Origin of the sequence: Pseudomonas sp. Irchel 3H9, assembly GCF_900187495.1 — a bacterium.
Classification (GTDB): Bacteria; Pseudomonadota; Gammaproteobacteria; order Pseudomonadales; family Pseudomonadaceae; genus Aquipseudomonas; species Aquipseudomonas sivasensis.
The window spans coordinates 116815-128890 of record NZ_FYDK01000002.1 but is presented as its reverse complement, the minus strand read 5'-3'; the positions used below and the strand labels follow the sequence as shown (position 1 = coordinate 128890).

The 12076-nt window shown below is 59.1% G+C and carries 9 protein-coding genes; 2 read left to right on the top strand and 7 right to left on the bottom strand.

Annotation, left to right across the window (positions count from 1 at the left end; genetic code table 11):
• Nucleotides 1–132: 132 nt before the first annotated feature.
• Complete coding sequence (locus CKW32_RS06570; protein ID WP_095184389.1) at nucleotides 133–609, bottom strand: MarR family winged helix-turn-helix transcriptional regulator; 477 nt, start codon at nucleotides 607–609, stop codon at nucleotides 133–135.
• A gap of 145 nt (nucleotides 610–754) precedes the next feature.
• Here CKW32_RS06570 and aceE point away from each other — a divergent pair, with 145 nt between their 5' ends.
• Nucleotides 755–3415 carry a pyruvate dehydrogenase (acetyl-transferring), homodimeric type gene (gene aceE, locus CKW32_RS06565; RefSeq protein ID WP_095184388.1) on the top strand — a complete coding sequence of 887 codons (2661 nt, stop codon included), beginning with the start codon at nucleotides 755–757 and terminating at the stop codon, nucleotides 3413–3415.
• Between the two features lies 1 nt (nucleotide 3416).
• On the opposite strand, the gene CKW32_RS06560 is transcribed toward aceE, so the two are convergent.
• The gene (locus tag CKW32_RS06560) at nucleotides 3417–4199 is read right to left on the bottom strand and encodes a DUF2242 domain-containing protein (RefSeq protein ID WP_095184387.1); all 783 of its coding nucleotides are present in this window, start codon (nucleotides 4197–4199) and stop codon (nucleotides 3417–3419) included.
• A gap of 89 nt (nucleotides 4200–4288) precedes the next feature.
• Nucleotides 4289–5185 carry a LysR family transcriptional regulator gene (locus CKW32_RS06555; RefSeq protein WP_095184386.1) on the bottom strand — a complete coding sequence of 299 codons (897 nt, stop codon included), beginning with the start codon at nucleotides 5183–5185 and terminating at the stop codon, nucleotides 4289–4291.
• A 119-nt stretch (nucleotides 5186–5304) separates the two neighbouring features.
• On the opposite strand from CKW32_RS06555, the gene CKW32_RS06550 reads away from it, so the two are divergent.
• Nucleotides 5305–6510: an MFS transporter gene (locus CKW32_RS06550; protein ID WP_095184385.1), complete on the top strand. Its 1206-nt coding sequence runs from the start codon at nucleotides 5305–5307 to the stop codon at nucleotides 6508–6510.
• On the opposite strand, the gene CKW32_RS06545 is transcribed toward CKW32_RS06550, so the two are convergent.
• The 4 genes from CKW32_RS06545 to lon all read right to left on the bottom strand — a co-directional run bounded on the left by CKW32_RS06545 (nucleotide 6457) and on the right by lon (nucleotide 12004).
• Nucleotides 6457–6981: a GNAT family N-acetyltransferase gene (locus CKW32_RS06545; RefSeq protein WP_095184384.1), complete on the bottom strand. Its 525-nt coding sequence runs from the start codon at nucleotides 6979–6981 to the stop codon at nucleotides 6457–6459. The two genes, CKW32_RS06550 and CKW32_RS06545, sit on opposite strands and share 54 nt — an antisense overlap.
• Nucleotides 6982–7080: 99 nt before the next feature.
• Nucleotides 7081–8955 carry a SurA N-terminal domain-containing protein gene (locus CKW32_RS06540; RefSeq protein ID WP_032889907.1) on the bottom strand — a complete coding sequence of 625 codons (1875 nt, stop codon included), beginning with the start codon at nucleotides 8953–8955 and terminating at the stop codon, nucleotides 7081–7083.
• A 230-nt stretch (nucleotides 8956–9185) separates the two neighbouring features.
• Nucleotides 9186–9458, bottom strand: a complete 273-nt coding sequence (locus CKW32_RS06535; RefSeq protein ID WP_003174819.1) for an HU family DNA-binding protein — start codon at nucleotides 9456–9458, stop codon at nucleotides 9186–9188.
• Nucleotides 9459–9607: 149 nt separating this feature from the next.
• The gene (lon, locus tag CKW32_RS06530) at nucleotides 9608–12004 is read right to left on the bottom strand and encodes an endopeptidase La (protein ID WP_032889909.1); all 2397 of its coding nucleotides are present in this window, start codon (nucleotides 12002–12004) and stop codon (nucleotides 9608–9610) included.
• Between the last annotated feature and the right edge of the window lie 72 nt (nucleotides 12005–12076).

The following is a 12076-nucleotide window of genomic DNA, read 5'->3' as shown; positions in this document are numbered from 1 at the left end:
ACGTAGCAGCGTTATGCGGATTTAGCGCCAGGGCTTTGAAGCGCGATTGCAATCAGCTACGCACTCAAACAAATGGACGGCAATGCATTCCATTGTGGGAGAGGGCTTGCACCCTCGCACATGAGATCTGCATCAGGTTTCAGCTTTGCGTCGGCCACGGGTTTGAACACCTGCCTCCACCGCCATCCCGGCGGTACGCTCCAACGCCTCGGCAAACGCCCGGCGCTGCTCCGGTTCGATCTGCGACAGGAACAACTCGTCCACCGTACTTTCGTAGATCTTCCACATTTTTTTACGCAACGCCCGGCCGGTATCGGTGATCGACGCAAATGCCGCGCGGCCATCGCCGTCGGAGCGTGAACGCAGCACCAGGCCCTCTTTTTCCAGGCGGTCTACCAGGCGCGTGAGGTTATAGCGCTCAATGGCCAATACATCGGCCAACTCGTGCATGCGGCGGGTGCCTTCGGGGCCGCTTTCTAGACCCCACAGTGCGTCGTACCAGGCGTAAGGGGGCAAGTCGGCGGCCGCCAGGCGGCGCTCGATTTCACGGATGACCGTCCTGTGGGCCCTGACAAAACGGAACCATACATCGGGCTCTTTCGACGACATGCAACACCATCCGGTGGATTTCAAGAAGGTTGCAATAGTAGCTCATCCCGCGCTAGATTCGGCCATGTAGTTGCAATTGCAACAACATTGACGACGCTCCCACAAGGAGCCCGCCACTTGAAATCCGCCGACCCTGGAGCCTCACATGACCCCGAATAACGCAGTCAGACGCGACGTCGATCCACAGGAAACCCGCGAGTGGCTGGAGTCCATCGAATCGGTGCTGTCCACCGAAGGCCGCCCGCGCGCCCATTACCTGATCGATCAGTTGCTGGATTTCGACGTGGCGCGGCATGGCGACTTCTATGGGCGGGTGACCACGCCTTACGTCAACACGATCCCGGTGGATCGCCAGTTGCCCTACCCCGGCAACCTGGCCATCGAACGCCGCACCAATGCGTTTATCCGCTGGAACGCCATGGCCATGGTATTGCGTGCAGGCAAACACTCCGGTGTGGGTGGGCATATCGCCACTTATGCGTCAGCCGCTGTGCTTTACGACGTCGGCTTCGACCACTTCTTCCGTGGCCGCACCGACCGCTTCGACGGCGACCTGGTGTACATCCAGGGGCATTCCTCGCCTGGCATTTACGGCCGCGCCTACCTCGAAGGCCGCATCAGCGAAGCACAACTGGATAACTTCCGCCGTGAAGCCGGTGGTGAGGGCATTTCGTCCTATCCCCACCCACGACTAATGCCGGACTTCTGGCAATTTCCTACGGTGTCCATGGGACTGGGGCCGATCACGGCGGCCTATCAGGCGCGTTTTATGCGCTACCTGGAGTTTCGTGACCTCAAGCAACACCAGGGCCGTAAGGTCTGGGCATTCCTGGGTGATGGCGAAATGGACCAGCCGGAATCCCTGGCCGCCATTTCCCTGGCCGGACGCGAGAAACTCGACAACCTGATCTTCGTGGTCAACTGCAACCTGCAACGCCTGGACGGCCCGGTACGCGGCAACGCCAAGGTGATCCAGGAATTCGAAAGCCTGTACCGCGCCGCCGGCTGGAATGTGATCAAAGTGATCTGGGGTGGTGGCTGGGATGCACTGCTGGAAAAAGACACAAGCGGCCTGCTGCGCCAACGCATGATGGAATGCGTGGACGGTGACTATCAGAACTACAAATCCCAGAACGGCGCCTACGTGCGCGAGCACTTCTTCGGCAAATACCCGGAGTTGCTGGCACTGGTTGCGGACCTGTCCGACGACGACATCTGGAAACTCTCACGGGGAGGCCATGACCCGGACAAGGTCTACAACGCCTATGCCGCCGCCGTGCGTCACAGTGGCCAACCGACGGTGATCCTGGCAAAAACCGTCAAGGGCTTTGGTATGGGCGAAGCCGGCGAAGGCCAGAACATTAACCACCAACTGAAAAAGATGGGTGCCGACGCCGTCAAGGCCTTCCGCGACCGCTTCGGCCTGGAGGTGCCCGATGAGCAACTTGCTGAAATTCCTTACCTCAAGCCCATAGCCGATAGCGAAGAAGCCCGTTACTTCGCCGCACGTCGCCAGGCCTTGGGCGGCTATGTGCCCGCGCGCCACATTGCGGTCGAATCGCTGCAGATCCCCGAACTGAGCGCCTTCGCCACTCAGCTCAAGGACACTGGCGAACGCGCGATTTCCACCACCATGGCCTTCGTGCGCATCCTCGGCACACTGCTGAAAGACCCGCACCTGGGCAAGCTGATCGTGCCCATCGTGCCGGACGAATCACGTACCTTCGGCATGGAGAGCCTGTTCCGTCAGATCGGCATCCACTCCGCCGTCGGCCAACTCTACACCCCACAGGACTCCGGACAACTGAGCTACTACAAGGAGAGCAAGGACGGACAGATCATGCAGGAAGGCCTGAATGAGTCAGGCGCCATTTCCTCATGGATCGCGGCGAGTACGTCCTACAGCAACCACGGCCTGATGACCGTGCCGTTCTATATCTTCTATTCGATGTTCGGTTTCCAGCGCGTCGGCGACCTGGCTTGGGCGGCGGGCGATGCGCGCGCGCGTGGTTTCTTGCTGGGCGCCACGGCCGGGCGTACCACACTGATGGGCGAAGGCTTGCAGCATGACGATGGTCATAGCCATATCCTCTCGTCGGTGATTCCGTGCTGCATCTCTTATGACCCGACCTTTGCCTACGAACTGGCGGTGATTATTCGCGAGGGCATGCGGCGCATGTACGTTGAGCAAGAGGACATTTACTACTACATCACCCTGCTCAACGAAAACTACCCGCACCCGGCGATGCCCGAAGGCGTGGAAGGCGGCATTCTCAAAGGTATGTACAGGCTCAGCGCCAACCCTGAGGCGCAAGTGCAACTGATGGGCAGTGGTTCGATCCTGCGAGAAGTGATCGCCGCCGCTGAACTGCTGGCCACCGACTTCGGTGTGCACGGCAACGTGTGGAGCGTGACCAGCCTCACCGAGTTGCGCCGTGACGGGCATGCGGTCGAACGCTGGAACCTGCTGCACCCGGAAAGCGAGCCTCGCGCGAGTTATGCAGAGCAATGCCTGGCCGGGCACACGGGGCCAGTGGTGGTGGCGACGGACTACGTGAAACTGTTCGCCGATCAGCTTCGTCCGTTCGTGCCGGGCCGTCGCTTTGTCGCGCTGGGCACTGATGGCTTCGGGCAATCAGACACCCGGGAAGCCTTGCGTGAGTTCTTTGAGGTGGATCGCCACTTCATCGCCCTGGCCGCCCTGAAGGCGCTGGCGGATGACGGCATGATCGGTCGCGACAAGGTCAGTGAAGCGATCAAACGCTACGGGATCAACGTCGACAAGGTGAATCCCGTAGCGGTCTGAACTACTGCGCAGGCGTTGGCAGGGGCGGAATCGCTTCTGTCGGCGCAGGCAGGTCCGGCGTGGTCGTGGCGGGTGCGGGCTCGGCCTGCGGGGCAATCGGTGCAGCTTCAGGCGCAGGCACAACCGGCTCCGCAGCAGCTGGTACGGCAGGCTCTTCCTTCGGCGCCTCGACTTTCTCCGCAGCGGGTGCGGCCTTCGGCTCCGGCACACCGAGGTCCGCCTTTGGCTGCTCGGGGATATGCTCAGCCTTCTTCACTTCCTGGGGCAGGAAGACGTCCACCAACGCAAAGTAGCGATCGTAGAACTTCGGCGCGGACACCGTTTCACTCGCCACCTTCACCATCGAGTCATCGGTGGAGCCAATCGGCATCGACACCGACCCCAGCACGCCTACACCCAGGCTAGCGGAGTTGTTGACCTTCTTAAGCGCATAGCGATCCTGAAGGGCGTTGGCAAACATCGTCGAGTGCTTTTTACCTTTGCCGTCATCGGCACACACCACGTTGAAGCTGATCTGCAGGTGAGTTTCGCCGGTCTGCTGGAAACTCTTGTTACCCACGACCAGTTTCGGGTCGCTGCTGGTGATGATGTAGCCCTGGCTCAGCAAGGCACGCCGCGCGGCCTCGCACGCTGCTACATCGCTAACGGGGTAATCCCGGGAAAACGTACCGGAGTCGTCGAAGTTCTCATGTTCATAAATAGCGGTCTTGGGTGACGAGCAGCCCGCGGCGCCCGCCAGCACCAGCGCCAGCCCGAGGCTACGCAAGTGGAATGATGTCGACATTGAAGATCCTGAGGAAAACGGTCTGGGCGGTATTGTGCAACAGAACGAGGCCTTGGCGCGCGCATTCCTGTCGGTAAAACGTCACAGGGTTACGCACCGGGGCCTGCAGGGAAAAGCCCGGCGCACATATGGTCAATAAACACGCGTACCTTGGTCGAAGTATGGCGACCGGGCCACAACATCCAGAAACTGCCCCGGTGTTCCAAGTAATCATCCAACACCCGTTGCAAGCGCCCCTCGCCCACGGCCTGGTTGACCATGTAGTCCGGCAGGCAGGCAATGCCCAAACCCTCGAGCACCACGTGGTTCAGAGACTCAATGGTGGTACTGACCAACGGCGTACGTAACAGCGGTTCCGCAGCATCCGGGGCAAGACGCAACGGCCAGGGCTCGAGCTTGCCCGTGGCGCAGAACTTGTGGCGCAGGCAGGCGTGGCCATTCAGGTCCTGCGGTTGCTGCGGGGTGCCGTGTTGGGCGAAGTATCCCGGTGTGGCGACGAGCACCAACTGGTAGTGACCCAGGTGGCGCGCCATCAACCGCGAATCTTCCGGCTTGCCCGTGCGAATCACCGCATCGAAACCTTCCTCGATCACGTCCACCATACGGTCAGAGAAATCCACATCCAACTCGATATCCGGATAGACGCGCATAAAGTCACTGAGTACTGGCATCAACAAGCCCCGCACCTGCGGCACACTGATGCGCAGCTTGCCCCGTGGGGTTGCACCGGCGTCTGTCAGTTCCTGCTCGGCTGCTTCCACCTCAGCGAGAATCCGCCGCGACCGTTCAAGGAACAGCGAGCCTTCACTGGTCAAGGTGATACTGCGCGTGCTGCGGTGAAACAGCCGCACGCCCAGGCGCTCTTCCATCCGCGCAATGCTTTTGCCTACAGCCGACGACGACACCCCCAGCACACGGCCGGCGGCGGTGAAGCTGAGCGTCTGCGCCACCTGCACGAACACCGAAAGGCTGCCCAAGCTGTCCATGATCCCGCCTTCAGCGATTGCGGACACTTACGTCCGATAAGTTCGGAACCTTAGCCTGTTTTTCCGTCAACCACAGCCCCCTACTCTGCCTGCTTGCCCTTTTACCTGGATAAAACGTCATGAGCAGCAGCACTTCACTCACCGCATCAGCCCAGCGGGATTCATTACCGCTGGGCGGTCTACTGGCCCTGGCCAGCGCCGGCTTTATCACCATCCTCACCGAAGCCATGCCCGCCGGATTACTACCCCAGGTAGGCGAAGGCCTAGGCGTGTCGCCCGCCCTGGTCGGTCAACTGGTCACGGTCTATGCCCTTGGCTCGTTGCTGGCGGCCATCCCCCTGACGCTGCTGACCCGCGGCTTGCGCAGACGACCGTTACTGCTGATGGCCATCGGCGGCTTTGCCTTGGTCAACAGCGTAACCGCGCTGTCCAGCCACTACGGGCTGACCCTCGTGGCGCGCTTTTTTGCCGGGGTCTTCGCCGGGCTGCTTTGGGCGTTGCTAGCGGGTTATGCGAGCCGAATGGTGTCGCCACACTTGCAAGGTCGCGCCATTGCCGTGGCCATGCTGGGTGCACCGCTGGCGCTGTCACTGGGTGTGCCTGCGGGCACCTTCCTCGGCACCGCCGTTGGCTGGCGCCTGAGTTTTGCAATCATGACCGGGCTGACCTTGGTGTTACTGGCTTGGGCACGCTGGCAACTGCCGGATTTTGCTGGCGAACGGGCGGATAAACGCTTGGGGCTGCGCCAGGTGCTGAACCTGCCAGGAATTCGTCCGGTGCTGTGGGTAACGTTTACCTACGTGCTGGCCCACAACATTCTCTACACCTACATCGCCCCGTTGCTGGTGCCCGCCGGGATCGATGCGGATGTTGACCGAGTGCTGCTGGTGTTTGGCCTCTCGGCGGTGCTGAGCATCTGGCTGGCAGGTGTGTTGATTGACCGGTGGCTGCGCGCCTTACTATTAATCAGTTGTGCGCTGTTTAGCCTGATCGCCCTGGCGCTGGCGTTCTGGATCAATGTGCCGGCAGTCATCTATACCGCCGTGGCGTTATGGGGCCTGGCGTTCGGCGGCCTGCCGGCGCTGTTGCAAACCGCACTGGCCCAATCGGCGGGCGAGTCGGCGGATGCCGCACAATCAATGCTGGTGACCGTGTGGAACCTGGGGATAGCCAGTGGCGGGCTGGCGGGTGGCGTGTTGCTTCAGGGCTGGGGCGTCGCGGGCTTTCCATGGGCCGTTATGCTACTGATGCTACTGGCCTGGGCCGGCGCATCACAGACGGAGCCCCAGCAGTTGGCCCGGCCAGCCCGCCAAGTCGAATGTTGAAATGCGCTCGTAGCCACAGGACTCATAAAAACGCACCAGATCCCCTGTCCCACCGCCGTAGCAGTCCACACGCAAACGCGTGACGCCTACTGCCCGGGCCTGATCATCGGCAAAGGCCATCATGCGCCGCCCAAGGCCGCGAACACGCGGGTCACGCGCGGCAATCAACAGGCGCACATACACCTCGGGCTCAGTCGCCAACGGTACATAAGGCATGGGATCGCCCAAAACCAGCGCTCCACGGATACGCCCTGCGGGATCCTCTACCACCCACGCCCCGGGCAACGCGCAGGCTTCAGCCACTTGCGCGACCCGCCGGGGCAACGCCGACCAGGGCTCGGTGCCCCACTGATGGGTATTGCCTATGCCAACGAACCATGCAATCACCTCGTCGAACACCTGGAGCACGGCAGAAACATCCGCCACACGGGCGCGGCGGATCAGCAAGCCGTCCATTCCTTGAATCAACATGCATGGAACTCCTGGGTCGACGATACCGAGCACCCAGTCTAGCGCACATAAAAAAGCCCCCGGTCTTTTCAGGCCGGGGGCTTCTTGTTCAAACCAACATCAGTACTTCTTGATATCAGCCTTGGTTTCCAACTGCTTGCGGTACGCTGCGAAGTCCTGCTGGCCGACACGGGAAGCGAGGAAGCGGCGGTATTGGGCCTTTTCTTCTTCCGATGGGGCTGCAGCTTCATTCACGCCGTTCAAGCGCACGATCGCCAGGCTACCGTCAGCCAGGGTCACGGTGGTGAAGGTCGGCTTGTCCTTGACCGCAGGCTTAGGCATGCGGAACAGGGCTTGCAATACGGCTGGATCGATCGCTTCCTGGCTACGAGTAGCCGCTTCAGTGACTTTCCACGCCTGACCGTCGACCGGCTGGTTCAGCGGTGTCTTGCCATCACGCAGGCTGGCGATCAGCTCGTCAGCGTGAGTCTTGGCAGCCGCGCTGGCGCGCTCCTTGGCCATCTGCGTGCGGATTGCCGCAGCAACGCTTTCCAGCGGCAGTTGCGCAGGTTTGCGGTGCTCTTTGGCACGCAGCACGATGATGGTTTCCGGGTCCAGCTCAATGGCGGTGCTGTTGGCACCTTCATCCAGCACTTCCGGGCTGAACGCAGCGGTGACCACGGCACGGTTGGCCGCGACACCGTCACCACCTTCACGGCCAAACGGTGCGGAGGTGTGCACGGTCAGCTTCAGGTCAGAGGCAGGCTGAGCCAAATCAGAAGCTTCGAATGCCGCATCTTCCAATTGCTTGGTCGCTTCGACAAAACGCTGCTCTACCTGCTGGGCCTTGAGCTCACGGGTCAGTTTGTCTTTCAGGCTGGCGAACGTCGGCACTTGCGGTGCTTCAACGCCCAACAACTTGATCAAGTGCCAACCGAAGGCGCTGCGCACCGGCGTCGAGACCTGGTCCTGTTTCAACGCATACAGGGCCGTTTCGAAGTCCGGATCGTAGACGCCAGGGCCAGCGAAGCCGAGGTCACCGCCGTTGTTGGCAGAGCCAGGATCCTGGGAAAACTCCTTGGCCAGGGCTTCGAACTTCTCACCTTTGGCCAGGCGTGCCTGGATTTCTTCGATCTTAGCCTTGGCTTGCGCGTCGGAAACCTTGTCGTTGACTTCAATCAGGATGTGCGCCGCGCGACGCTGTTCAGCGAGGTTGGCGGTTTCTTTCTGATAGGCCGCCTGCAGCTCATCGTCCTTGACGTTGACCTGGTCGAAGAAAGAAGACTTCTTCAATTCCAGATAGTCGATGACCACCTGGTCCGGGGTCATAAACTCTTTGGCGTGCTGGTCGTAGTAAGCCTTGACCTCTTCGTCGGTGAGCTTCACCGCCGCAGGGTTGGCCTTGATGTTGACGGTGGCGAAATCGCGAGTCTGTTTTTCCAGACGGGCGAATGCGAGCACTTCGGCATCGGTGACAAAACCGCTACCGGCAATGCCTGCGCGAACCTGACCGATCAGCATTTCCTGGGTCATCATCTGACGGAACTGCAGACGGCTATAGCCCAACTGACGGATCACCTGGTCAAAGCGTTCGGCGTTGAACTTGCCGTCAACCTGGAATTCCGGCGTTTGCAGGATCACCTGGTCCAATGCAGCTTCAGAGAACCCGAACTTGGAATCGGCAGCACCCTGCAGCAGCAGCTTGCGGTCGATCAGGCCTTTGAGAGCCGCCTCGCGCAGCAGTTTTTCGTCGAGGAGCGAAGCGTCGAAATCCTTGCCCAACTGTTGCATCAGCTGTCGACGTTGCATGTCGACGGCCTGGCTCAGCTCGGTCTGGGTGATTTCTTCACCGTTGACCTTGGCCACGTCCTGCTTGTTAGTACCCGAAGCCTGGAAAATGGCTTCGATACCGGTGAACGCCATCAATGCGACGATGATCCCGATAATGGTCTTGGCAATCCAGCCTTGTGAATTGTCCCTGATATTTTGCAGCATGCGTCCCCCAGAAACGGTTGAACTTCAAAAATTGGCAACCGTGGAGCGTGGGTAGAATCCGGATAGAAGAAAGGCGCATCCGAGGATGCGCCTTCTCGTAACTGGCGGAGCGGACGGGGGGTTGAACTTGCACCCCCGGCGTGGCGACCCAATGGATACGTGGGTCAGCTACCGCTCCGCTGCCAGGCCAGACCTGCGTCCGACCCGGGTAGCAAAGGCTTGAACGAAGCTTAGTTAACGGCTTCTTTCAGGGCTTTACCGGCTTTGAAACCTGGTTTTTTGGCAGCAGCGATTTGCAGTGCTTTGCCAGTCTGTGGGTTGCGGCCAGTGCGAGCTGGGCGGTCAGTCACAGAGAACGTACCGAAGCCTACCAGTACCACGGAGTCGCCGGCCTTCAGAGCGCCAGTGACGGATTCGATTACTGCATCCAGCGCACGGCCAGCAGCAGCTTTCGGGATATCAGCGGATGCAGCAATAGCATCAATCAGTTCCGACTTGTTCACTCTAAGTCCCCTTATATATCTATTGAGTATGATTCTAAGTTTTTTGGTAAACAGCAAAAACCAGTGCTGAATGGCCTACAGACACTTAAGAGCCGCTTTATAACAAGGGCTCTAAAAAGCTGTCAAGGAAGCCTCCAGGCTTATTCACATTAATGCGTGCTAATTCTTTCCTTGGAATCAGACTCTCGTTTTTCATCCTTGGCAACTATCTCCGGAGCCACATCCGGCAAGGGCTCTGGCGCGTATTGCAGCGCAATTTGCAGGACCTCGTCAATCCATTTAACCGGTTTAATCTGAAGATCCTGCTTGATGTTGTCAGGAATTTCCTTCAAGTCGCGAACATTCTCTTCAGGGATGATCACTGTTTTGATACCACCCCGGTGTGCTGCAAGCAATTTCTCTTTCAGACCACCGATGGCCAATACCTGACCACGCAGGGTGATTTCCCCAGTCATGGCAACGTCGGCACGCACCGGGATGCCGGTCAATGCAGACACCAAGGCCGTGCACATGCCTACGCCAGCGCTAGGGCCATCTTTAGGCGTAGCACCTTCCGGCATATGGATGTGAGTGTCATGCTTCTCGTGGAAGTCCAGGGGGATCCCCAGGCTTCTGGCGCGACTGCGCACCACGGTCTGCGCGGCAGTGATGGATTCAACCATCACGTCACCCAGGGAACCGGTCTTGATCAGCTGGCCTTTGCCTGGAATCACAGCAGCCTCGATGGTCAGCAATTCTCCGCCCACCTGGGTCCACGCCAAGCCAGTCACCTGACCGACTTGATCCTGCTGCTCGGCCAGGCCGTAGCGGAATTTCTTCACACCCAGGAAGTGCTCCAAGGAGTCGGCCACCACCTTCACGGAGAAGCGTTTTTCCAGCGCATGCTCTTTGACTGCCTTGCGGCAAATCTTCGCGATCTGGCGTTCAAGGCCCCGCACACCGGCCTCGCGGGTGTAGTAACGTACGATGTCGCGGATCGCTTCGATGTCAAATTCGATCTCGCCCTTCTTCAGGCCATTCGCCGAAATTTGCTTGGGCGCGAGGTACTTGACCGCAATGTTGATCTTCTCGTCCTCGGTGTAACCCGGTAGACGAATCACCTCCATCCGATCCAGCAAGGCCGGCGGGATGTTCATGGAGTTGGAAGTGCAGAGGAACATTACGTCAGACAAGTCGTAGTCGACTTCTAGGTAATGGTCGTTGAAATTATGGTTTTGCTCAGGGTCGAGCACTTCCAGCAACGCCGATGCCGGGTCGCCACGCATGTCGCTGCCCATTTTGTCGATTTCATCAAGCAGGAACAGCGGGTTGCGCACACCCACCTTTGTCATCTTTTGAATCAATCTTCCTGGCATCGAACCGATGTAAGTTCGGCGATGACCACGAATTTCCGCCTCATCACGCACACCGCCGAGCGCCATGCGCACGAATTTGCGGTTAGTCGCACTGGCAATCGATTCGGCGAGAGAGGTTTTACCAACACCTGGAGGGCCGACCAGGCACAACACCGGACCACGAATTTTCTTCACGCGCTTTTGCACGGCGAGGTATTCGAGAATCCGCTCTTTGACTTCTTCGAGGCCATAGTGATCGGCGTCGAGAATTTCCTCGGCACGTGTCAGGTCCAAACGCACTTTGGTCTGGGCCTTCCACGGCACTTGCACCAGCCAGTCGATGTACGAGCGCACTACGGTCGCTTCAGCGGACATCGGCGACATCTGCTTGAGCTTGTTCAGCTCGGCATTAGCTTTGGTAAGAGCGTCTTTCGGCAGGCCTGCGGCATCAATGCGCTTTTTCAGCTCTTCGATTTCGTTGTGGCCCTCCTCGCTGTCGCCAAGTTCTTTCTGAATGGCCTTCATCTGCTCATTCAGGTAGTACTCGCGCTGGCTACGCTCCATTTGTTTCTTCACGCGACCACGAATGCGCTTCTCAACCTGCAACAGGTCGATTTCGGCATCCAGCAACGCTAGGACATGTTCAACACGGGCCGACAGGTCGATGATTTCGAGGATGTCTTGCTTCTGCTCGATCTTCAGCGCCATGTGTGCGGCCATGGTGTCGACCAGACGGCTTGGCTCATCAATGCTATTGAGGGAAGACAGGACCTCAGCCGGGACTTTTTTGCCCAACTGCACATACTGCTCGAACTGCGAGAGCAGGCTGCGTACAAAAACTTCGGATTCGCGCTCAGGGGCTTCGACTTCGTCGATCAGCGCCACTTCGGCGCGCAGGTGACCATCCACCTCCATGAAACGCTCTACAGCACCTCGTTGCTCGCCTTCTACCAGCACCTTGACGGTGCCATCAGGCAGTTTGAGCAGTTGCAGGACAGTAGCAATTGTACCGACGCGATACAGGGCGTCTTCGCCTGGATCATCATCGGCAGGATTTCTCTGGGCCAACAGCAGGATCTGCTTGTCGCCCGTCATCGCTGCCTCAAGGGCTTCGATAGACTTCTCGCGCCCCACGAACAGCGGGATAACCATGTGCGGATAAACGACGACATCACGCAACGGCAGGAGAGGCAATTCAATGGTTGTCTTCATGATTTCGCCTCTATGACAGTTGAAAAATAAGCTTGAAACCAAGATGGGGGCTGCATGCAAAAAAAACAAGCT

Bases quoted from the DNA above. Each gene is read 5' to 3' on its own strand.
- CKW32_RS06570 (WP_095184389.1), bottom strand. From the start codon at position 609: ATGTCGTCGAAAGAGCCCGATGTATGGTTCCGTTTTGTCAGGGCCCAC.
- aceE (WP_095184388.1), top strand. From the start codon at position 755: ATGACCCCGAATAACGCAGTCAGACGCGACGTCGATCCACAGGAAACC.
- CKW32_RS06560 (WP_095184387.1), bottom strand. From the start codon at position 4,199: ATGTCGACATCATTCCACTTGCGTAGCCTCGGGCTGGCGCTGGTGCTG.
- CKW32_RS06555 (WP_095184386.1), bottom strand. From the start codon at position 5,185: ATGGACAGCTTGGGCAGCCTTTCGGTGTTCGTGCAGGTGGCGCAGACG.
- CKW32_RS06550 (WP_095184385.1), top strand. From the start codon at position 5,305: ATGAGCAGCAGCACTTCACTCACCGCATCAGCCCAGCGGGATTCATTA.
- CKW32_RS06545 (WP_095184384.1), bottom strand. From the start codon at position 6,981: ATGTTGATTCAAGGAATGGACGGCTTGCTGATCCGCCGCGCCCGTGTG.
- CKW32_RS06540 (WP_032889907.1), bottom strand. From the start codon at position 8,955: ATGCTGCAAAATATCAGGGACAATTCACAAGGCTGGATTGCCAAGACC.
- lon (WP_032889909.1), bottom strand. From the start codon at position 12,004: ATGAAGACAACCATTGAATTGCCTCTCCTGCCGTTGCGTGATGTCGTC.